Source organism: Akkermansia muciniphila (assembly GCF_040616545.1).
Taxonomy (GTDB): domain Bacteria; phylum Verrucomicrobiota; class Verrucomicrobiia; order Verrucomicrobiales; family Akkermansiaceae; genus Akkermansia; species Akkermansia muciniphila_E.
This window is the reverse complement of the sequence record NZ_CP156688.1, coordinates 2,213,762-2,235,783: the sequence shown is the minus strand read 5'-3', so window position 1 is coordinate 2,235,783 and position 22,022 is coordinate 2,213,762. Positions and strand designations below refer to the sequence as shown.

At 50.3% G+C, this 22,022-nt stretch carries 16 protein-coding genes and 1 tRNA gene; 7 read left to right on the top strand and 10 right to left on the bottom strand.

The annotated features are described in order from the left end of the window. Window positions 1-115: 115 nt before the first annotated feature. A tRNA-Leu gene (locus tag ABGM91_RS09155) sits at window positions 116-198 on the top strand. Between the two features lie 110 nt (window positions 199-308). After that, window positions 309-611 (top strand): hypothetical protein, encoded by a 303-nt coding sequence (locus ABGM91_RS09150; RefSeq protein WP_354831681.1) that lies wholly within the window; start codon window positions 309-311, stop codon window positions 609-611. A 719-nt stretch (window positions 612-1,330) separates the two neighbouring features. Here the strand turns inward: ABGM91_RS09150 and ABGM91_RS09145 are convergent. The 3 genes from ABGM91_RS09145 to ABGM91_RS09135 form a co-directional block, all read right to left on the bottom strand. Continuing rightward, on the bottom strand, window positions 1,331-2,020 hold the full coding sequence (locus ABGM91_RS09145) for a hypothetical protein (protein ID WP_354831678.1): 690 nt from the start codon (window positions 2,018-2,020) through the stop codon (window positions 1,331-1,333). 359 nt (window positions 2,021-2,379) lie between these two features. After that, a complete protein-coding gene (locus ABGM91_RS09140) occupies window positions 2,380-2,730 on the bottom strand; it encodes a hypothetical protein (RefSeq protein WP_354831676.1) in 351 nt (116 codons plus the stop codon). A gap of 1 nt (window position 2,731) precedes the next feature. After that, a complete protein-coding gene (locus ABGM91_RS09135) occupies window positions 2,732-8,023 on the bottom strand; it encodes an RHS repeat-associated core domain-containing protein (RefSeq protein WP_354831673.1) in 5,292 nt (1,763 codons plus the stop codon). An 85-nt stretch (window positions 8,024-8,108) separates the two neighbouring features. Here ABGM91_RS09135 and ABGM91_RS09130 point away from each other — a divergent pair, with 85 nt between their 5' ends. After that, entirely contained in the window at window positions 8,109-8,603 is a 495-nt protein-coding gene (locus ABGM91_RS09130; RefSeq protein WP_354831670.1) for a hypothetical protein, read from the top strand. A 553-nt stretch (window positions 8,604-9,156) separates the two neighbouring features. On the opposite strand, the gene ABGM91_RS09125 is transcribed toward ABGM91_RS09130, so the two are convergent. From ABGM91_RS09125 to ABGM91_RS09095, 7 genes are all read right to left on the bottom strand, one after another. Next, window positions 9,157-10,068, bottom strand: coding sequence for a polysaccharide pyruvyl transferase family protein (locus ABGM91_RS09125; protein WP_354831667.1), 912 nt, complete (start codon window positions 10,066-10,068; stop codon window positions 9,157-9,159). Window positions 10,069-10,086: 18 nt separating this feature from the next. Then, on the bottom strand, window positions 10,087-11,667 hold the full coding sequence (locus tag ABGM91_RS09120) for a hypothetical protein (RefSeq protein WP_354831664.1): 1,581 nt from the start codon (window positions 11,665-11,667) through the stop codon (window positions 10,087-10,089). Window positions 11,668-11,708: 41 nt separating this feature from the next. Continuing rightward, window positions 11,709-13,406: a hypothetical protein gene (locus ABGM91_RS09115; RefSeq protein ID WP_354831661.1), complete on the bottom strand. Its 1,698-nt coding sequence runs from the start codon at window positions 13,404-13,406 to the stop codon at window positions 11,709-11,711. 29 nt (window positions 13,407-13,435) lie between these two features. Then, entirely contained in the window at window positions 13,436-13,873 is a 438-nt protein-coding gene (locus ABGM91_RS09110) for an alpha-1,2-fucosyltransferase (RefSeq protein ID WP_354831658.1), read from the bottom strand. Window positions 13,874-14,124: 251 nt separating this feature from the next. Beyond that, window positions 14,125-15,168 (bottom strand): glycosyltransferase, encoded by a 1,044-nt coding sequence (locus ABGM91_RS09105; protein WP_354831655.1) that lies wholly within the window; start codon window positions 15,166-15,168, stop codon window positions 14,125-14,127. 181 nt (window positions 15,169-15,349) lie between these two features. Next, a complete protein-coding gene (locus ABGM91_RS09100) occupies window positions 15,350-15,772 on the bottom strand; it encodes a hypothetical protein (RefSeq protein WP_354831652.1) in 423 nt (140 codons plus the stop codon). After that, window positions 15,769-16,047, bottom strand: a complete 279-nt coding sequence (locus ABGM91_RS09095; RefSeq protein ID WP_354831649.1) for a hypothetical protein — start codon at window positions 16,045-16,047, stop codon at window positions 15,769-15,771. The genes ABGM91_RS09100 and ABGM91_RS09095 overlap by 4 nt, the downstream gene beginning before the upstream one ends. Before the next feature lie 408 nt (window positions 16,048-16,455). Between ABGM91_RS09095 and ABGM91_RS09090 the strand changes: the two genes are divergently transcribed. From ABGM91_RS09090 to ABGM91_RS09075, 4 genes are all read left to right on the top strand, one after another. Further along, on the top strand, window positions 16,456-17,562 hold the full coding sequence (locus tag ABGM91_RS09090; protein WP_354831646.1) for a substrate-binding domain-containing protein: 1,107 nt from the start codon (window positions 16,456-16,458) through the stop codon (window positions 17,560-17,562). Between the two features lie 155 nt (window positions 17,563-17,717). Next, window positions 17,718-18,587 (top strand): sialate O-acetylesterase, encoded by an 870-nt coding sequence (locus tag ABGM91_RS09085; protein WP_354831643.1) that lies wholly within the window; start codon window positions 17,718-17,720, stop codon window positions 18,585-18,587. Window positions 18,588-18,747: 160 nt separating this feature from the next. Next, on the top strand, window positions 18,748-19,992 hold the full coding sequence (locus tag ABGM91_RS09080) for a 6-phosphofructokinase (RefSeq protein ID WP_354831641.1): 1,245 nt from the start codon (window positions 18,748-18,750) through the stop codon (window positions 19,990-19,992). A 1,064-nt stretch (window positions 19,993-21,056) separates the two neighbouring features. After that, window positions 21,057-21,995, top strand: coding sequence for a hypothetical protein (locus tag ABGM91_RS09075; protein ID WP_215428745.1), 939 nt, complete (start codon window positions 21,057-21,059; stop codon window positions 21,993-21,995). The last annotated feature ends 27 nt before the right edge of the window (window positions 21,996-22,022 follow it).

Genomic DNA, 22,022 nt, shown 5'->3' with positions numbered 1-22,022 from the left:
ACATTCCGGAGGGAATCCACTGCGGATTCCCTCCGTTTTTTTGCGAGGCCCTTATATTTCACAGTAAATTCTTGACTCCATGGCCCTCTTGACGCTTAATTTCACCACTTCACGTGCCGTCGTGGCGGAATGGTAGACGCGCTCGACTCAAAATCGAGTTCCAAAAGAGTGTGGGTTCGAGTCCCACCGGCGGTACCAATAAATAAACCCTGCAAGCTCAATGCTTACAGGGTTTTCTTTATACACTCGGTAGGAGGAAACTAAAATGCCTTTCCTTCCTTGCCATTAATCTTACCAAGCCGTACTCCATGGGATCTCAAGAAATATATTTCTCTTTAGCGTTGCTTCCCGTTTTTGTTCTCTTTTATTACGGTGGATTTTATCTTTCTTCACTTCTCCTCAGGATGCCATTGCCGTTTGCCCACAGAACAAAAAAGACTCGAGTGAAAATAGAAAAATTTTTCAGTTATTTTTTTATGATCACAGGATTTGCTGCTGCTCTGGATTCGTTTCTACTTTCAGTCTGGATGGGATGTTCCGTTAGCATGGCCATCTGTGTTGCAGCCTTTATCCGCCTCTTAATGGTGAAAAAAGAAGAAAAAACTATTTAATCTTTTTCTGCAAGGTAGCCAAGATTCCTATTCATCCTTGCGTGGATTACATCTTGCCACTAATTGCATCCCATTCTATTACCCAGTATACATACGGAAGTCATCCGGTTTCCAGAATCCTTCATTATTTCTCTTTTGACGCCGTAACACCCTTAGTATGATTTTTGAACATTCTTTTTTATGTTCAAAACTTTGTGTCGGTGAGAGTTAAACAAAACTTTCGTCTTTGTTTAACTCTAAAAAAAATACGGCAGTAGAATTACTCATTGTAACTATAGGTCTATTTGAATTCTCATAAATCTATTGTGATCTTTGCAAAATCTATGAAAAATATTGTTCTAATGCAACGTGCTATGCTCCCATAATTGAAAAGCCGCCTCTGGAAAATCAGAGGCGGCATAGATAAATCATTTTTTTTGAATAGTTTTAATGATATTCCTTATTAAAAATTTTATAACTAAACTTATAAGAAACAATATAACTATTAAAATAATAGATATAATGAAACCATTGAATATCCCCTCCATATCTATAATGGCCATTGATATAAAAAAGGAACCATTGAATACAGCTAATAGAGTGCAAAAGTAAGATATGATTTTATTTTTAACAAGTGCTGATATAATAGTAAAAATAAAGTATAAAAATATAATAACCATAATAAAGTTTAGTATGAAAAATAATATTTAGAAAAAACAATTAATAACAAGACATTTATGTCATAACGAAGGAATAGATCCAAAGTAATTAGAAGGTAAACGGACATCATTTGAATTCATATTGTACGGAAACGAATTCATCATTTTTTCTATTTCCTTATCAGCTTGAATTTCAACAGGTGTACGGTCTTCACAACAATTGATTTTTTCTTTCCATTCGTAGACTTGTATCCAATTATCCATGGGCCATCCATTCTCTAAGCTAGGTAGTAAATGAAGGGCAAACGACGTAAGAGAAGTAGTATTTGTGACCATATATGTCACGTCTATGTAATCTTCATCTTGTCCATGCACAACTTCCACATATACGTCACCACGACAACTTCCAACAAAAAAAACAATTCCGTTTTGCAAACTATCTAAAAACCTTGTAACCTCCCTTACTATCCGATCTTTTGAAAAGGAAAATATCATTTCCCATCCTGGAAACTCAATACCAATATTATTCATGTTTTCCCACATTCTACAATATTTCGCATCTTTATTTTTCTCTTTAAAATACTTTTCTATATCCTTTCCAATACTAGAATTCTTAATAGCTCTGGATTCTTCTGATCCATCTGGGTAATTGGTATAGGGTGGTACATTACCAATTAACCAACGTAAGAAATTCAACAAAGCCGTACCCCAGCCAGGGAGATCTGGAGGATGAGTATATCCAGGAACTCCCGTTCCACAGTGAATAGGCATAACACATTGAAGACCTAAAGCATCTATACCATCTACAACATTATTTCTGACGAAACTATATAAATTCCATCCTCCCTCTTCAGTAATAGGATCCCTGTTAATCCACCTGCCGTCAGCCAGATGAATTTCTTTGATTGAGCTCTACCAAATAATTCATAGCATCCAGAGAAATAAAGTATAGATCCCTAGCGGTTAGAAAATTCCCAATCATCCTTACTAGTTTCTCAAAATAGCATTCCCCTAAAAATTATCTACAAGATTATTCATATAATTGCGTAAAAAAATTTATGCGTAAATACTAATCTTTAAATTTATAAAATAAAAAAATCCGGCAAGTTGCAACTTGCCGGATTGTAATCTTAAAGAGATTTTCTCTTTCTCAAACAGCGTATGCCCATGAACACCAAAATTTTATTTATTATATTTCCATATTTATATTCATAATATTTTTCTCCATACCTAAATTTCGGATAGATAACCCGATCAAAGAAATCGACATGAAATTCCATAGATATTTTCACATCAAATTTTGTTAAAAAACTATTAATTTCATCAATATTTTTTTGGGTCACAATAATATCAATATCCTCATCTTCAAGCGAAAAAATAATATGCTGATTGCTATCAATATTTAAACTATCATCTTCCCACCATTCAACAATATACTTTATTCTCTCATTTCCAATTTTATTAATTAAATTCTCATCCATTTCATTTGCATATTTTATTAATAATCCATTCTCCTGTTTCTGATCCTGCCACTGCGCCAAGAAAAGCACCTATGGCAACTGTAACAGGATTAAACTCGCATGCTCCTAAAGCTGCTCCCGATGCCATCCCACCTAGAATACCTCCACCAAAACGACCTCCAGATTGTAACATCGCTTCTCCCCTTTGCTCGGCAGGGGTACTCAATATTGTATATATTTCTACGCCAGCAGAAAACAGAATCAACCCTCGACCTCCATGTTTCATAATTTTCCCGGCAGCAGTAATTTTTGTATTAGTTTTTGATGGATTGGATTTCGCATTAATGAATCCATTCGATTTTCGTTGATCTAAGATTAGTTGTGTAATCGCTTTACCAAAAATAGTTTGTTTTTTTCTAAATTCAAGTTTTATTGCTTCTCTGACGCTACTTGCTTCTTCTTTTGAAAAACCACCTGATTTTAACTGCTGAACTATTTTATCATAATCTACCCTTAAGGCACCAGTTCTTTCAACCTCAACCGCAACAGTAAAAACGATGGGATTACTTTTCTCAATTGCATTCTCAACCTTGATATTAACGTTACCTTTGATTGGAAAACTAATATTGTCCTGTTCAGTATTAGAGGGGGAAGAACTAGGATATGGATTAGAAGGCACGTTGAAAGGAGAAGATCCATATGTTCCATTGATAATACCACCCATTCCTCCATCTATTAAACCTAATAAATCAATAATTTTTATACTATTATTTTGTATAAATTCGTACAGGTTCCACTCTACTTCCTCAGCGATAGGATCCCTGTTAATCCATCTGCCGTCAGCCAGATTGTAATAGCGATAGTTGTAATAGATGAGTGCAAGTTCATCATCGCAATATTCGCTACTCCACTGCATAGGTTGAATCACGTCTCCTTGGGCTGTTACTGCACCATAGGGTCCATAACTATAGGCCGTAGCTATTGAACTATCAGCATTAAAGACTTCCCATACATTTTTAGTGAGATCAAAGCCATAGGTATACCACGTATCATCTTTCTGAATTGCCAGGGGACGAGTAGATACAGGCTCCGTAGGATTCCATGTGATCAGCCACAAGCAGGGATGGGAAGAGCGAGTTAGATCGCAACAGGCAATTTGAAGATACCCCCGGTACAGGTAACGCTGATGAAGAGTTACCGAAACCGTCTTTTCTCCGGACTGGCCGGCAGTAGTGACTTCCACTTTCTTTGTGGCACGGCGTCCCATGGAGTCGTAAGTGCAGGTGATGGCAGTTACCGTCTTTTCTTCCGTCTTCGTGAAAGTCACGGGGCGATTTGCCGCGTTGTATACCACTTTCCACGTACCGGTAGAAGTTTTCACCAGCGTCTGATTCCCGTCAGCATCAAAGGCAGGAATAAAAACTTCTCCTTCTCTTTCCTGAATGGACGTGTACTGGTTGAGGTTAGAAGCGCCATAGGAGAGTTCCTTCGTCGCTTCTTCAGCGCTCTTGCGGTTGCCTATATTGTCGTAATCGTAAGAATAAATTCCTTCATCCACAGTTGCCGCTGCCAGTTCACTGCGGGTATTGTAAACAAAGCTGTCATTCGTAATGGTGCCCTTGCGGGCAATCCTCCGTGTGAGCGGATGCCCCAGGCTGTCATAGGTATATTCCCGTTCTACGATTGCCGTACTTCCCTTTTTGTAATACATGCCCGTGATCAGATCACGCTTTTCTTCATAGGTCTGCGTGAACGTTATTCCATTTGGCTTCGTGAGTGCCTGCAGAAGGTTGGTTCCTTCAAGATAGGAAAAACCGAATTGTTTTTCTTCACCTTCGTGCAGGAATCCTGCGGTAGCAATAAGTCCATTCTCCCCATAGCCGGTGAAAACGGTTTGTTCCACAATTCCATCTTTGGCATAAGTGTAGCCGGTACTGCGTCCCAGTTGGTCACGCGTTTCCGTAACCAGGTGGGTTTTGCCTCCGGCTGCCAGGCTATCGGTTTTCTGCTCGCCGTATTCATTGTAACCGATAGTACGCGTTCCGGCAGCATCAGTTATTTGAATGAGCTGGCCGAGATGATTGTACGTATAGGTTTGACTAGGGGTAGAGCCATCATTGAAAGACACCCTGGTCAGTTGCCCCGTGAGGGTGTCGTATTCGCGGATTTCACTTGTTCCCCTCGCGTTGAAAAGACGCTCCGGCAGTCCGAGAACATTGTACGTTTTATCTACATGTGTCCCATCGGCATAGCTCTTGGAAATTTCCAGTCCGGAAGCCTCATGGTAGGTCCACATGGTGGTGTCGCCATCAGTCCTCCCTTCGGGATCGCTGGATACCGTTTCCGAACCGGCCCGGAAAGTCGTCAAAGAGATCAGATGATCCATGGAATCATAGTCAAAGAGAGCAGGTTGAATGGCCGTCCCCCATTCCGCAGCCTTGCGACCCCGACGGTCATAACGATAGTTGGCCGTACTGCCCAAAGAATCGGTAACAGTGGTTGGCTGATCAAAAGGTTGGCCATACATGTAACCGGTACTGTTGCCTGCAGCATTTGTAACTAAAATTTTACGGCCTGCGATGTCAGTCTGCGTCGTAGTTGTATTGCCCCTTGCATCCGTTTGTGCAAGGATCATTCCTGTAGACGTATAGCTCCGGCTTGCCGTAAAGGTTACCCCTGCATGATCCCTCTGAGAGAGCACAATCCCATCTATAATCACTGCTTCAGCCGTGATGTTAGAGGTAGGAATGACGCTCTTTTGGATTCTTTTCGTATTTTCAGCATACTCCTCCCATTCCGTGGAAGTCAAGTTGCGTTCATTGATGTTGACCGATTTTGATACCACTACGGAAGACATCCGAGAAATGAGCTGTTTCCTGATGGAGGTTAAAGGCGCTCCCTGGATATTATAACGGGTCATCACCGTCACCTGGAAAACCCCTTCGTCCGTGTTTTCTACACTATAGAAATATTTTTGCACGGGAGAGTTGGTTGGTCCCGGGTCTTCCACTAAAGCCAGGGTTTGCTTGGTAACGTTGCCAAAGGAGTCGTATTCATAGAGCGTGGGAGCCATGGAGACGGCGCCTTCATGTATTCCCGAATCCCGTTGCGTACGGATGAGCCGTCCCTTTTCATCGTATTCGGAACGATCATACAGGAAACCTACAGTAGTAGGCGTCATTTGTACGATGCTTTGGCCAAAGCCGTTGACGAGGGTCTGGGAAACAATGCTGGACTTGTCTGCCAACGTGACGGTTTCCCTCAGACAATTATTATGAATGTCATATGCATGGTAGAGCTCTCGCTGTCCCGTACCGTAGTCATGGAGTACGGAGCCATCGGGATGCCTTTCCGTGACAAAGACAGCCCCAGCAGGAGTGGTGACGGTTTTTGTCAATCCGTTGTCACTATATGCCGTCGTGGTCATTCGTCCCAGGGTATCCGTTTGGGAAATGGTTCGACCCAGGGCGTCGTATTCGTTGCTTTCCATAGTGGTCATGGGGCCAACATCCCGGCGCGTCTGCAAAATGCGGTCGGCCGCATCACGAATATAGGTGACGATAGTTTCCGGGGTGAGCACCGTATCTCCGTCACGTACTTCCGAACGAATGGTTTCCACAAGCTGATGGGCTGAATTGTAACCATAGGTAGTAATGACCCCATCTTCATCGGTTTCCGAAAGCTTGCCGCAGCACATCCATGTAGCCATACTGATGCGGCCATTGCCGTGTGTGGTTTTGATGCAGCGGCGCTCTTCGTCGTATTCATAGGATTCACTTGAGAGAAGGAGCCATTCCCGTCCATCCCAAATGAATTTCCGTTCGGAAATGACGGTATCGTCGGATGCCATGAAACTTTCTTCCTTCGTACTCTGCCCGGGAACAAGTTCAGCATTAACCTTCGTGATAACGGTACATTTGTGAGCGGCGCCATGCTCCTCTGCCACTTCATACTCATACCAGGCCTGTATCCCGGCCATGTTCTGCGTGAACTTCATTCTTCCGGCGGCATAGGGATAGGCGGCAGCTTCTCCGTAGGTTTCTTCTACACTTATCTGTTTCTGGCTGGAACCGGCAGCAGTAACAGTTTTAGTAACCTTTTCCACGAGAGGTGAGTCTTTATATTCATACGCTTCAGTACTCAACGTGACTTCCACGCCGTTGGTCTGGAGGTAGGACTTTGTCACCTGAACAGGACGATTGTCATAGAAACGCTTGTCGGCATAAGTGGTACGAATAATCTTTTCCTTCCCGCCAGCCCAAGGTTCCGCCTTCAGAATCATGCGGCCTTCGTCGTCATATTCGTAGCGTGTGTAGCCGCCATCCGGGCGGTTGACGCGGGAGACATGGTATTCACTGTTGTATTCATAGGTGGTGATACGTGCAAGAGGTGTCCTGAAGGCCTCCGTTTCACTCACCGTCAGCCAGCCGCCATCCGTGTATTGCTTCACGGAACGGTTGCAAGAGACAGGTTCTACATCGTTGATGCCCTTGATGGATTCTATGCGTTCCACCATCCCGCCGTAGAGTCGGTTGGTTTCAATGGTACGGATGATAGTGTCATCTCCCGTTCCCTTGGTGATAGTGACCCTGCCGGGTTCCTCCCTACGGGTAATAGTATGTGCGGGGAGCCCGCGCTGCTGGCGCGTGATGACGGTCGTACGTATACCTTCCGATTCATAGGTTTTATAGTAAGAAGTTTTGTAGGGAGAGCCCGAAACTTCATAACCGCCGTCTTCCAGTACCGTGACGGCAGAGGGAGCGTACCATTCCATGACGAGGGCGCCAGCCTCCCCTGTGCGGGTGCGCATCAAGCCTTCCACGGCGGTATAACTGCTCACCAGATTGCCCGCATCATCATAGGTATTTTTCACACTCTGGAAATAATCTTCAGCATGGACCACCTTGCCGGAAGCGGAGGCCATACTGACGACAGCGCCGGTTTCTACGGAGAAACGCACTTTCTGCCCATCAGAATCCACCAGGGTCAGAAAAGCAGGATTGCCCGTCGTGCAGGGACTGAATGCTTCATTCAACAACTGCACACGGAAATCACGCTTGCGGGAGATACCCACAGGCTTTGCCACATCAGAACCTGGGTGGATGTTGAAGTAAAGAGCAGCACCCGTGGGAGGCACGATGGTGATGAGGCCGGATGTTTCTTCCAGACTTGCACGCCATGCCCAGGGACTTACATATTTCAATCCCCCGCAAGCTTCCACTGTCTCATTAGCAGCTTTTGCGGAGCGAAAGCCGAAAGCAGCAGGAGTGGGGGAGGGGGTGCCCCCCATCTTCTGGAATTCGGACAGAGGCATACAAATTTTCTTACTGGGATCATCTGGCAATTTTTCCGTAGCAATGGTATATTCATTACCTTCCGAATCAGTACAAGAACCGCATTTGCAGCAGATTTCCTTATCTTCCGGCGGGATGTCGCTGGATGAGGAAGAATTGCTGATGCTGGACGACGAGCTGCTGCTCGAACTGGACGATGAACTGCTGCTCGAACTGGACGACGAACTGCTGCTCGAACTGGACGACGAACTGCTGCTCGAACTGGACGACGAACTGCTGCTCGAACTGGACGACGAACTGCTGCTCGAACTGGACGACGAACTGCTGCTTGAGCTGGACGACGAACTGCTGCTCGAACTGGACGACGAACTGCTGCTTGAGCTGGACGACGAACTGCTGCTCGAACTGGACGACGAACTACTATTGTTCGAAGACGAGGACGACTCGGACGAAGATGATGAATCTTCTCCCGAACTAGAGGAAGAAATCCCCCCACTACCGTCGGAAGTGCTCCAATCATATCCGTCATTTGAAGAACTGCTCGATGACGATGGTGTTAAACCGGTGTCCTCTTCATTGGCCGTCACTATTACAGAATAAATGCATACGGATTTGTTGGGTTCACCAGAAGGCAAGTCGGCATTTTCATGCGTTACCGTAAGCGTGTATACCCCGGGAATGAGCTTAAAGGAGCCGGTCTTGGAGCACTCCTGTTGGCCGCCCATCTCTCCGGGATCAGCGGCAGCAGACGTTAGATCAAGCTCAAATATTCCTCCGGGACCGGAGATAGAGAGCTTGCCCCAATCGTCCACGGTGAGGCTTACCTCGGCAGTAGCCCCTCCCTCTGGAACAATGAAAGAGTCAGTGACGGGAGACAACACATCTCCTGATGTGGCGTTCTCGGATTTGCTGTAACTGTCGGACTTCTCGTAAATAACGCGTCCGACATTCTTGTTTGCTGTAACCATGTTGTTTAGTTTTTTATTTGTTTGTTACTGAGTTAATGGTAGGAGAGATCAGCTTCTGAATGAGCTTGCCGCCCGTTTTCAGAAGAAATTCATTGTTGGATGAATTGCGCATGAGGCAGGGCCTCTGGAATCACATATCCCGTCCATGCCTTTTCCCTGGAGGAGCGGGTATGGACAAAAACAGACTATTTGCGGACAAGAGAAAATATCTCGGGAAAAAGTCCGGAGAGTTCAGAGTAATGAAGCAGATGTGCGCGGGGATGCTCCAACAGAGATTGCCGGTAAACGCCGGAAAGTTTTCCGTAATTGTTATCCAAAAAATATACCCGGCATCCGGCAAGCAGGCCTGCAATGCAGATGTGCAGACGGTCTGAAATGAGGATGTCCAATCCGGACAACACAGTGAGCAGACCCTGTATCAGAAAAACCTGCTCCTGGGAACCGTCCCCCGTGCCACTCCAGAGATCGGAAATATCCTGCCCCAGGACCAATTCCGCAGGCAGAGCGCTCTCCTTGCCCCGGCGCGGCAGGAAAACCCCACGCTGCCAGTAATTTTCCCGGAATACAGGGAAAGAGGATTCCTGCACAGCCTTCCGGATTTTTTCCACGAGAGAAGCAGCCCATGGTTTCAGGCAATGGGAAGCCCCCCCCTCTTCCGGATCAGAAGGTGGAGAATAATCCCGGCAGAAGTGAAGCGCCATGTCGTCTGCCGGAAGAAACTGCGCCCTTTCATTCAGGGAACGGCAGTAGTCCAGTGAGCGTTGTTCCCGGCAGAAAACCAGATGACGTTCATCCAGAACGCGGACGAAGGAATCCACCTGGTAAAAGCTGTGCGGGAGAATGATGCAGCGTTCCACCCGTGCGGAGGTCAACTTGGCCACTTGAACTTCAAGGGACCCATAAAAGGGCACAAACCGTCCTCCCCCGCCGTACACAACATGCTGATGGGATTCATGCCTCACCGGCAGGTGATGGCGGCGGAAAAACTGCCGTGTGGCAATGTCAATAAGCAAATCTCCTATATTACCCTCGTTAGCGCAGTATTGAAACTCACCCAGTTCTATAAGAGCAGGCAGAATGGAACAGGAACCGGTCATGGATGTAACAGGAATGAATTATTTGAGATGATAAGAACCATCCGTATTCCGGACGAAGACCTCTTCTCCCCATTTCTCCCAGCCCAGAGTGATGGAGGAATCCGTCTGCCTCACCACGCGGGCCCGGTCTCCATTGGAGACACGGTAGCCTGACCGACCGTAAATGCGCACCGTATCCATCCATTCCGGATGCATCAGCGTAAGCACCATTTCCCGCGGAGAGGAAGCATTTGCCACATCCACATGCTGCACGGCATCACCCGGTACCAGCCCTCCACGCGTGACGGAGGCATTGGAACGTTGGACCATCAGGAAATGTTTCATTCCTTTCCGGGAGACAAAAGGGGCTATATTGCTGCATCCCAATTCCATCATCAGTTTGTGCAGGAAATTGTCCTCAGACCACGCAATGCGGCTGTGCCCTTCTCCGCCGTAGTATTTCGCCATAATCCGGCGGATGATCTCCGGCTCTGCCTCGCTTTTCCACACCTGTTCCATCACTTCGCGCGACATCACCAGGGAAGAGCCGAACACATAAAAAGGTTCCTTCTGGGGAGAAACTACCCCGCCGTGCTTATAAAGCACCCAGCTCCAATCGCTGTAATAGCAGGAATACCCGTCAGGCACGGTTTCACAAAATTCGTTGATGGTTTTCAGGTAATCCCGGCAGTAAAAATCGTCATCGTCAATCTTGAGGAAAAGCTCAAATCCGGAGGTATCAACCTCTCTTACCGTATCCAGCAGATTGGAAAGCTGGTTGCCGTTGGGAAAACAGCGGATGGTAAGCTTTCCCGCCTCAATGAAATGCTGGAACTGGGGAATGATGAAGGTGTTGACAAAGAATTCGGGAATCCCCTTGACGGCCACAAACAGGTGGAAGTTTCCATAACTCTGGTTCATCATGGAAAAAATTTGGCGCTGAAGATCCTCCGGCCTCTTGTAGGAAGCCAGGCAAAGAGCCATGCGGCGGTTCCGGCCCGGTTCCTGAGACAAATTGATGGGGGATGTACGGGGCTTCTGGTAAAAAAGGTTATGAGGAGTAATGCGCATGCTGAGCTTTCCTTCCGCGCAGGCTGCCTCCATCGTGGTGTCTATAGGCAGCCGCCAGTCCAGAAAGAGGTCGGCAACCTTCTGCCGGCTCCGCACCGGAATAACGACCGCATGTGTTCCCCATACATAGGGGGAATCCAGCGTGCGCGGAGAAGTATGGAGCGGCTCAAAACGCAAATGAGCCGGACAAGTGGGAGGCAATGACGGGCCGGTAGCCAGCTCCAGAAATGGACGCAGTATATCCACTTCCGGATGCCGCAGGAATTCTTCTTCCACAGCTTGCCGTAGTACGGAAGCCTCAACGGTAGGGGTGGAGTCACTCTCACCGAAGATGATGAAATCATCATCTTCAAAAGCAGGATCCAACAGCATCCGGGCAAAGGAAGCGCGCAGAGAACGGACCTTGGGCGTATCCGTCCAGTCCGGAACGCGGCCCAGGAAAGAGGCAAATTCTTCATAGCGCGTATCGCGCAGGGAACTGGTATCCTGCGTGGAGGGATAGGCCACGCACTCAAACCCAAGACTGCTCATTTCCGCGAGACCTTCCATGGTCTCCCCCGGAGTTTGGAGAAAAACGCATTTCATAATGGTCAGGCATGGGTGGAGGTTAATACAGCCAGGAGAGAAGGCTGTCCCGGAGTGGGAGAAAGGCTAAAGCCTCCCTGGCGGAAAACTCCGCCGTCCCGGAAAAGGGATTCCTCCGGCCAGTTATCCCACTTAAGAATCAAACAGGCCTCACCGTTGAGAAAATAACGGCCCGTGCAGCCGCTCTCCTTGCGCAGAAAGCGCCCGTTGCGGAAGAAAAGAACCTCGTCTTCCCAATCAGGGTGGCAACCTTTAAAAACACCGATGGGGGTATCATGGAACAGCATCTCTATATCATGCAGACGCACCGGAGAATACCAGTGGGCCGTAACCAAGTCGTTCTCCCTGTGCGGTGCAGGGGAGGAACTCATGACCAGCCGCCGGGAGGCCATCATCGGGACGCCAAGTTCCACCGCCAAGGCTCCAAAAATAAGGTCTTCACAACCGGTATCCGGCACCTGGGAAGCATGGGTGACAAAAAGCTCCACCAGATGGCGGCTCATCAGGTACCCTGCTCCTCCGCTGGGTGATTTACGTGACTCCACGCACATGTCCCCAATGAGATCATAACGGTCGTCGCACAAGCTTTCCAGACGGTCGAGCGCCAGATAAGTGTCGTCATCACACTTGAAAAGCCAGTCGAAATCATAGTGCTCCAGCGCATACTTATAGAACGCCAGTCCCTTGGACGGAAGATGAGCGTAATCGTCATTCACCCACAGGGCAACCACGTCATCTTCTCCCTCAATGGGTTTCCTGCGGCCAAGGAAAAACTTGCACTCAATGCCGGGAACGGGATGGGAGAGCCACGTCTCCCGGCACGCCTTGCGCCGGTTGGCAGCGTTATTGCAGCTGCAAATGCCTACCAGCACCTTGACTTTCTTCCTTGGTGCAGGAGCCGTCCCTGCCGGATGTTCCGGCAGATGCCTGTCCAGCAGTTCTCCCACAACGCTGTTGCGGGACACATTTTCCCATGCATCCGGCTCCCGGCGCAGCATCTCTCCCCAGAGATGGATGGCCCAGGCGTTGGAGAGTTCCGGACTGCGCAAATTGCAGTCTCCGTTGTAGCATTTGCGCCAGACGGTATAATGCAGCGGATAAAGCCGCGAGGGCTTGGCTGCTTGTTCCAGCAGCCCAAAGTGCTTGAGAGCGCGGGTAAAACCTTCCGGGCCGCAATGCCCCCATGGAGCCTTGCGCCGGCGTTCCGCCACGTCGGGAACGGATCTGGCAAAAACTTCCCTGGCATGAATTTCCTCCGGGGAATCCCAGGGAGCCGGAGATGCCGGATCTTCCGCAAGTCCCCGTAATGCCTCCATCATGGGATGCCGGGGAGGGAAGGCAATGACTCCTACCGCCACCAGCCCCGGCTCCTGCATGCAGAACCACGGCATAACGTCCGGAAACTCGTCGCTCAGGCACGCCACGTCCAAATCCGTCCAGAAACCGCCCTCCCGCACCAGGAATTCATTGCGGAACCAGTCGGCAAAAGGCGCGAGGCTTCCATTCTCATGATGAAACACGGCTTCTTCCGGCAGAATCTCGCGTGCATCCCGGACAAGCGTGCCTTCGAGAACATTGTCGTAATGCTTATAGGTGAAAAGCTGGAAGGAATGGCCGTGATCCAAAAAGGACTTAATGCAAAGCTGAGCCATCAGCGGGAGATTTCCTCCCACCCATAGTCCGGTGATTGTTTGTATCTTCATTTTATTTTTCAGTGGGTTGTGTATGAAATTTATAGTTTTATCCAGTGAGGAAGGTAGACATCCTGGTAGTTTTCAATCACACCGGAGAACCAGTTGCGCGGAGCAACTACCTTGCGTGTTTGCCCCAGCCAGGCGCCCCACCAGGAAAAGGAGGAGCAGGAGATGATAAGTTCCTCCATGGCCGTCATGCGGCGCAGGGCTTTACAGGTATCGTTGCGGTCAATCTCCAGAGAGAAACGTCTGAACTCCGGCACGCGTACAAGCATGTCCGCCGCTGCCGCCGGTTCATCGCTGAATAAAATGAGCCGGTTCACATCCGGGGAAATGTGGGCAAAGGCCCGTTGTAAAAAATCAATGTCGTGGACACGGTGCTTATGGCGGAGCTGCTTGTAATCCCCCAGCCGGATGTGGAGGCCCGCCGTGCGCGGCTCCTTTTCCGCAATGAAGGGGTATGGGGTGGTAGGCAAAGGAGGGCTCCTGCCATGCCGCAGGCTCGTTCACTCCGCATGGAGTGGAGGGCAGAACCCAGTCCCCCAGACGGGAGCGCAACAGGAGCGTAGCATCATTATAATTCCACGGGACGTGACACGGCACTCCCACGCGCAAGGCATGGGCGCAAGCCGCCGCCAGGGTAAACATGACGTTGCCCAGACGCGTACCGGGGAGAAAACAGGGAGAAACATGAAGTTTGTCCATACCTTGAATTTCCCGTTAAGCATTATTCCGGAAGCCTGCCCATCATCTCAAAAACTTCCTTCCAGCTCTCCATGGAGACCTCCAAACCACCCAATTCCAGACCTCTTAACCGTGCCTCCTCCGCCATGTCATCACGCAGATGCGGTTCATACGCCATTTTAGACGCGTAGTAGATGAAGTCCCTCTCGTTGTCGCACAGCCATCCCGTCTTTCCGTGCTCCACCATTTCACGCCACCCTCCACGGTTGTCCACAATAAGCACGCTGCCGCTCGCCATCGCCTCAAAGCCAACCCGCGGCCAGTTTTCCGTGGTGTCCGTAGGTTGCAGTACAATTCGGCAGTGCCGGTAGAAAGCCTGCTGGGAAACCTCCCTCTGGTTATGGGCTATCTGGATCCAGTCAAAGGGGCGCCCGATTTTATTTTCGCTACGCTGGTCAAAACCCAGGAAAAGGCCGTGCTTCAACACGGGAGACACGAAAGTATCATAGATATGCAGTGTGCTGGCCGCGAATTTGTCCGCATCCTGACGCGAGATGCGGCCGCAGCCGAAGAAGTCCGTATCACGCTCCCGGACAAAGGGGAAGGCCTCCGCATGAAAATAGGGGCTGAAGGTCAGGAACTGTATTTGAGAATCACCGTTCAGTTGGCGCAGTACGGGCATAACGTTCCGGCGCACGGCTTCGTTCTGGTAGAGAAACATGGCAATCTCCCCCTTTTGCATGGCTTCCTTTTCTTTGTCAAAGAGCCAGGTCATGCAGTTGACGAAGACGGTTCGTTTCGTGCGTTTACGGATCTCCGGCAGGGCCTGGAGGAACTCGGCATTGCAGAAGCCGAGCACGGGATCGCCGGGCTGAACGGCTGACCAGTCACCCGGGGCATGCATGATAACGCCCAGGGTGGCCATTTCATTGTAGAGGGGCTCCTGGTGGTACTCCCATGAAGGGATAAGGTGGACCTCCATACCCAGTTTGCGCCAGACGATGATTTGATGGTGGAGTTCTGTTCCCGCGCCTCCGTAAAGGCTGGGAAACCCGTTGACAAATAAACGCTTGATTTGAGTGGCCATGATTGTTGTATTGGTTTTCAGTTAGGTAGGGGAAAAGGATAACCGGGGTTCTGTATTTGACTTCCTATATCCGTCCCACAGAACAGATGAGGAAGCCTGGTAAACCGGATGATGGAAACTCTCCCTGCACATCCATGTCCGTGGACGTAGAGCCGGAAAACATCCACCATCCGGGATTGCCTCATGCGGAAACGGATGGACTGTCCGTAAATTGCCTGAAAAACTCCACTGCCGCCGCTCCGGGAATGGTAAACTCCGGATAGTCCGCGCTGGTGAATAATTTGCGGGCCCTGCGGGGATTGACAGCCTCCACAGTCAAAACAACCTTCTCAATCGTTTCAACGGCTTCTGCCCCATTCTCCGTGGAGGATTGGGCGGCAACCGGGACCAGCCGTGCCCAGGCCTGAGTGGCTTTCCATTCATCAGACAGAACGGCAAGGATTGCTACTACCCCGGAGAAAGCCTCCAGCTGCTCCGCAGACAAATCGCGGGCCCTGTAGCGCTGGTTCTGAATAAATCCTGACTCATCCGGAAAAATGGCGGTCAATGTGAACTCTCCCCACTTGCCGGGTTTTGGAAAATAGAATTGAAGCTCCTTCATCATTGTAATATTTCCCTGTTAAGGCTTGCGTCCGGATTGGCTCCATGACGGCCGCCCTGGGCAGACAATCCCGGGGCGGCCGCTTTAAAAGTCTGCGTCACCAGCGCATATTCATCGGAAACCTCCACAGCATCCGTAGGTGCCACAAAAATATATTGGCCGGGATTTCCGGCCTCCAGAAGGGTCACGGTGGAGGCGTCACCAAGGACTGCCTGGACAGTGCATGCTGCCGTACATGTCAACGCATAGGATGCGCCCGGTATGGTATTTACTTTCATCACGCAGATTTAGTAACGGAAAAAAGCGCAAGTCATCCATGTTGATACGTGCAAGTTCCCTGCCTGGAAAACGGAGAAGGCACAGGCCCTAGCCCGGGGAACCGGCATCAAAAATGACACCACCGATAAGAACAACGTACAAACTTGTTTATTTTAAATATTTTATAAAACAATTACAACCACTCGCCACATATTGAAAAATAATCATAACCAATTGATTATGAATCATAATGAACAGACCAACAACCCCAACTCCGGCATCGAAAAAGACCAGGAGTATAAAATTCACCATATATTACAGAATGCCAGTCACTTACTTCTCCAATAACATTTATATGAAAATTGACCACGGTCCGGTCCCCTACAATTGGCTCGAATTTCCGCAGGCCAATACGTATATACAAGAATATGACCTCGTTGCCCGCATCTTCATTGGTTGAAACCGTAGCCAATAAAATCAAACAGATGATTCTCAGCGGCAGCCTGGTCAACATTCTCCCCGGAGAACGGGAACTTGGGAACAGGTTGTCCGTGGGGAGAGAAACCGTGAGAAAGGCCCTGGCCCTTCTGGAGCGGGATGCCTGGATAGCCCCAGCGCGCATCAAGGTGCCGCGGCGCATCCTGAAAACCACGGAAGAAGGGGCGGACTGGAATGTTCCCGCCCATCCTGTTCAGGAGAAAAGGGGCATCATCGGATTCCTGACGCCCCAGCCCCTTAAAAGGCTGGCGCAAAGCGTACTGGCGGAAATCTATACCATCTCCAAGATTCTGGAGGAAGACGGCATCAGCGTCCGCATCTTTGAAGCTCCCTGGATTTTAGGCAACAACCCGGACAAACGGCTCGCCAAGCTGGTGACCAAATCCGAATGCGTCTGCTGGATACTCCACCGCTCCTCGGAACAAACACAGCTCTGGTTCAAGACGCACGGCATCCCCTGCATCGTACGCGGCACTTCCTACCAGAGCAGCAACCTGCCCTATCTGGACCGTCACTGGGCTGCCACCACGCACCATGCGGCGCAGCACCTCTGGAACAAAGGCCACCGGACGGTCGGCCTTTGCCTGCCTCCGGATCCGCTGAAAGGCCATCAACTGATGCAGAAAGGCTTTTTCAGCTTTACGGCACAGGGCTGGAATCCCGTGCTGATCCCCACCCCGTTTGAAACGCCTCTTTTCTTTGAATACCTCGCCAAGGCATTCAGGGAACATCCGGACATGTCCGCCCTGGTAGCCACACGTGGCAACCAGATTGTCCCCCTCCTTTCCTGGGTTGAAGCCCGCTCCCTGAGCATCCCGAACCAGCTCAGCCTTGTAAGCCTGACGTATGAGCCCTTTATGGAGCGCCTGCTCCCCCCGATCACCTATTATGAGGAAAACCAGACAAAAACGGTCCACAAGCTCATCCGGATGCTCCGTGCCCTGACCTCCGGCAAAAGCATCAAGAGCATTTCCGTCATTCCGGAAATCTACCCGGGACAGTCCGTCTCCGTGCGCCATCCCTCCCCCTCCGCTTAATGCGTTTTCAGGAAGGGCCCCCCCGGAACATGAAAATGCCGCAAAAAGGGAAAACGGGGGAACAAACGGAAAACGGCAGGAAAAAAGATAAACTTCCTCTCCGGAGAACGTATGAGGAATACCTGAATCATTAATCCACCGCCCTCTCTCCGTCCATGCGCACCTTCATCTTCTTTCTGCTGGCGCTCCTGGTGCCTTCCCTCCACGCAAAAGAAATCAACGTCATCCTCATTGGCGGACAATCAAACGCCACAGGCCAGGGTTATGTCAAAAACCTCCCGGCCTGCTTTAAAACGGATGAACGTGTTCTCCTGTATTATTCCAGATACCTGAAAGGAACGAAACCCACCGAACAGCTCATTCCCTTGAGCCCGGCATCCGAATCCCCCGACCGCTTTGGCGTGGAATTAAGCCTGGGAACGGCGTTGCAGAAAAAATTTCCTCAGAAGAAATGGGCCATCATCAAGCATGCCTTGAGCGGAAGCAACCTTTTCTGCCAATGGAACCCCGGAAAAACTCCGCAGGACAAGCCGGGGGAAGAATACGTCAAATTTCTCCGCACCGTCCGCAACGGCCTGGAAACTCTGAAAAAACAGGGCCATACCCCCGTCCTGAAGGCCATGGCATGGCAGCAGGGGGAGGGAGATGCCAGGGACATCGCGGGAAAAGAGAATTCCCGAGCCTACGGCAAAAACCTGAACCACCTGATTAACCGCATCAGGGCGGATCTGAATGCGCCTGACCTGGTATTCGTTTACGGCAGCGTTCTTCCCGTGCCCATTCCGGCCCGCTTTCCGGGCAGGGACGAGGTGCGCCAGGGGCAAAAAAATGTAGCGGAACACGCCCGTACCCCGCTTTCCGTCAGCAATGCCGTCTACGTCCCTGCGGATGACCTCCAGCTGCGCAGCATGGATTTCCACACGCCTTATCCCACGGATACCCTGCATCTGGGCACGCACGGAATCCTGACCCTGGGGGAACGCTTTGCCGCCGCCATGGAGAAGGCATGGGGGCAAAAACCCTGATATCTGCGCTCCGGCCTTTCGGACTGGGGACGCCGCCCGGAAGGCCAATAATGTTTGACATCCCTCCGGGCTGCGGATAGGGTCAACTCTGATTTCATCCCCGGTCCGCCCGCACCGCGGAACGGGGCGCGGCAGAACACTCTCTCATCCATCATTACCCATGAACCCACTGAAAGGAGCATGCATCATCGGGCAATCCGGCGGTCCCACTGCCGTTATTAACGCCAGTGCGCTGGGGGCCATCCAAACGGCCCTGCAATGCGAACAGGTCACCCGCGTGCTGGGAGCTGCCAACGGAATTGAGGGGGTGCTTCAGGAACGCCTGTTTGACATGGCCCGGGAAGACCCGGAGGAACTTGAGCTGCTTAAGTACACGCCGGCCTCCGCCTTGGGCTCCTGCCGCTACAGGATGGCTGACCCGGCCGTGGATGATACGGATTACCGCCGCCTGCTGGAAGTGTTCCGGAAATACGGCGTACGTTACTTTTTTTACAACGGCGGCAATGATTCCATGGATACCTGCAACAAGATATCCAAATTCATGCAACAGTCCGGTTATGAATGCCGCGTGATTGGAATCCCCAAAACCATTGACAATGATCTTTACGGCACGGACCACTGTCCCGGCTTCGGCTCCGCCGCCAAATTCATCGCCACCTCCTGCATGGAGGTGCACCAGGACCTCCGCGTGTATGACAAGGGGCGCGTCACCATCGTGGAAATCATGGGCCGCCATGCCGGCTGGCTGGCCGGTTCCGCCGCGCTCGCCACTTATGCAGGCGCCGGGCCGGACCTCGTTTACCTGCCGGAAGTACCCTTCCGCATGGAGGAATTCTGGGAAGACGTGGACCGTATTTACAAGAGGAAAGGAAGTTGCATGGTTGCCGTCTCGGAAGGGGTGCAGTATGCGGACGGTCGCTTTGTGGCGGAATCCGGAGACCGGGACGTCTTCGGCCATATGCAGCTGGGCGGCCTGGGAGCCATGCTGGCGGAATCCGTCAAGCGCCAGACGGGAGCCAAGGTCAGGAGCATAGAACTCTCCCTGCTGCAGCGCTGCGCCTCCCACGTCGCTTCCCGGACAGATATTGATGAAGCATATATGGCCGGTAAAGCCGCCGTGGAAGCCGCCATCTCCGGAGAGACGGACAAGATGGTCGCCTTTGAACGGAACACGGAAAACGGCCAGTATTCCTGCAGGACCAAACTGACCAGCCTGACGGACGTTGCCAACGTGGAAAAACTCGTTCCCCGTGAATGGATCAATGCCCGCGGCAATGGCGTGGAACAGCCGTTCATTGACTACGTGCTGCCGCTGATCCAGGGAGAAACCGCCATGCAGAAGGAATGTTCCCTCCCCCGCTTCGCCAGGCTCAAAAAAGTGCTGGCGGAACCGGAACAGGCCTAACCTTTTCCCTGGGAAAGCAGGCGCCCGGCTTTCCGCATATCCCGGCACTTCAACCATGAGGCGCGGCAAGTTTCATTCCGCCTGCCTGCAAACATCCTTTCCCTTTGAGGGATAAGGATTCAAGAATCCATCTTGAATGAAGAACCGGGGTATTCCATCACACCCCTTTTTTCACTCAAAAGGCTTCCCCTGACTCCCTGTTTTTATTTTCTGAATTGCCACCCGGGCAAACGCGGGGAATATCCGGTTTTTCACGCAAGCGCCCTATTTCAGGGAATCATTTCAGGGGCTGCAAAATGGCAATATACATTTTCAGACTGGGTCCCGTCATTAATCATGTGATTTCAAACATCGCCTTCCCAGACTTCACAAATTTATTTGATTTCCATATATAAATTTTTGGATAAAAATTTATATCCCATTTAAATTCATTTTCTATTTTTACATTAATTTTTAGGAAGAACGTTTTTTCCGGATATTTTTTCTCTATTTAACTGGCATTCCGCTCCTGTGTTCCGGGCAGCTCCCCCCCTGCACCAAGTATAATCCCATAAGGACGGCAAAGCACAAAAGACACATCAATTTTTCTTTTTAAGAAATTCCCTATCAACTTCATATGATAAAGACCATAACTGAAAACAAAGTAAACAAGTTGCCATTTTAATTAACCGTAAAAACAACTCTCTGCACTTCCTTATTTTGCAGTAAAAGAAACCGACTCCGGAAAAAAGTCATGTGCCTGTCCCTCCATTCCGTTACCGACAGGTACTTCACCCTGCTTACAGAAGCTCCCGGCTCCAGTCCCATGAATATGATGAGCCTGGTTTTCCTTTCATACATCATTGTGGAACAGCGTCTTATTTATCCTGTGAAATCAGGTGGCAGGAAACAAGGAAATGAAAAATCTTGCAAACAAGGATGAAAAAAGGCTAAAATGATAAAGAGGTCCAAAATTCGGCACCCTTCTTCCACAGCGCACGAAACAGCCAGGTGCATACTCTTTTTTCCAGCAACCGGAATAGAGACAGCCCGGCCGGTCAATATCCAAATTTTCCCCGCAGGACATGCTTGATTATTTATTTCAACATTTCTATTCCACGCTGGCAATCCTTGCCTTTCTCCTTGTCATCACCATTCTGCGTGCGTGCGGCAAGCAGGGCAGAAGCTGGATTCCCGTCACCACGGCGCCTTTCGGATGCGTGGCCTTCCTGGCCGTCTTCCTCCTGCTGACCGCACTCATCACCTGGATATTCGGCTTTTTCACCGCAGGGTCCACACTGGAGGACATCGCCTTCACCCTGGGATGGCTGCTGGCCGTGGCCGCAGCCCTGGCCGTTATTTTCCGGCTCACTGCCTATTACCTGCGGCGGGATAAGATTGCCAACAGGGGTTACCCGGGAGAATCCCGTAAATTGCTGACTGACCAGCTCCGGAACAAGGGCCTCCTGCTCTTCGTACTGATCGGCGCCATCAGTTGCGCCATTGATATCATCACGGTTCCCTTCCCGGTCCCGGAACTCCCCCCGGGCTCCGCGCTTTCAGCCTCCACCCGCATTCCCCTGCCTCCGGAGATACCCCTGGATGTCCGCATTTCCTCCCGTGTCACCAACAGGTTCTTCGGAGAATGTGATTTTGACCTGACCGTCCGGGAAAAAGACGGGCGCAAACACATCTTTCCGGCCGTCCTGATCAATCCCGGGGGCGGAAGCGCCATCACCATCTACAGGCTGAGGGCGCAGAATAACCGCCAGTATGGCAGCCTGGTGCTTACCAATGAAATAGAAAGCTGCCTGCTCAACCTGGATACCATGCAGATGAAATCCCTGAGCGGCCCCGCTTCCAACTATCCTTTTCCTACCCGGGAAGACCTGCATGGTCCGGACACGGACCTCCGCCTGGAAATCGTGGGGCTTTACCGTGGGCTTTCCTGCACGCGCGGCGTAGAACATACGGAAACCACGCGCGCCAATGTGCTGAAAAACCTGAAGGAGATCCAACCATGACCGGAACGCCCTGAAAGGGGCGTTGAC

What these genes read in the sequence shown, in the direction of transcription:
- ABGM91_RS09150 (WP_354831681.1), top strand. Translation starts at nt 309, where the DNA reads ATGGGATCTCAAGAAATATATTTCTCTTTAGCGTTGCTTCCCGTTTTT.
- ABGM91_RS09145 (WP_354831678.1), bottom strand. Translation starts at nt 2,020, where the DNA reads ATGCCTATTCACTGTGGAACGGGAGTTCCTGGATATACTCATCCTCCA.
- ABGM91_RS09140 (WP_354831676.1), bottom strand. Translation starts at nt 2,730, where the DNA reads ATGGATGAGAATTTAATTAATAAAATTGGAAATGAGAGAATAAAGTAT.
- ABGM91_RS09135 (WP_354831673.1), bottom strand. Translation starts at nt 8,023, where the DNA reads ATGCCTCTGTCCGAATTCCAGAAGATGGGGGGCACCCCCTCCCCCACT.
- ABGM91_RS09125 (WP_354831667.1), bottom strand. Translation starts at nt 10,068, where the DNA reads ATGACCGGTTCCTGTTCCATTCTGCCTGCTCTTATAGAACTGGGTGAG.
- ABGM91_RS09120 (WP_354831664.1), bottom strand. Translation starts at nt 11,667, where the DNA reads ATGGAAGGTCTCGCGGAAATGAGCAGTCTTGGGTTTGAGTGCGTGGCC.
- ABGM91_RS09115 (WP_354831661.1), bottom strand. Translation starts at nt 13,406, where the DNA reads ATGAAGATACAAACAATCACCGGACTATGGGTGGGAGGAAATCTCCCG.
- ABGM91_RS09105 (WP_354831655.1), bottom strand. Translation starts at nt 15,168, where the DNA reads ATGGCCACTCAAATCAAGCGTTTATTTGTCAACGGGTTTCCCAGCCTT.
- ABGM91_RS09100 (WP_354831652.1), bottom strand. Translation starts at nt 15,772, where the DNA reads ATGATGAAGGAGCTTCAATTCTATTTTCCAAAACCCGGCAAGTGGGGA.
- ABGM91_RS09095 (WP_354831649.1), bottom strand. Translation starts at nt 16,047, where the DNA reads ATGAAAGTAAATACCATACCGGGCGCATCCTATGCGTTGACATGTACG.
- ABGM91_RS09090 (WP_354831646.1), top strand. Translation starts at nt 16,456, where the DNA reads ATGACCTCGTTGCCCGCATCTTCATTGGTTGAAACCGTAGCCAATAAA.
- ABGM91_RS09085 (WP_354831643.1), top strand. Translation starts at nt 17,718, where the DNA reads ATGCGCACCTTCATCTTCTTTCTGCTGGCGCTCCTGGTGCCTTCCCTC.
- ABGM91_RS09080 (WP_354831641.1), top strand. Translation starts at nt 18,748, where the DNA reads ATGAACCCACTGAAAGGAGCATGCATCATCGGGCAATCCGGCGGTCCC.
- ABGM91_RS09075 (WP_215428745.1), top strand. Translation starts at nt 21,057, where the DNA reads ATGCTTGATTATTTATTTCAACATTTCTATTCCACGCTGGCAATCCTT.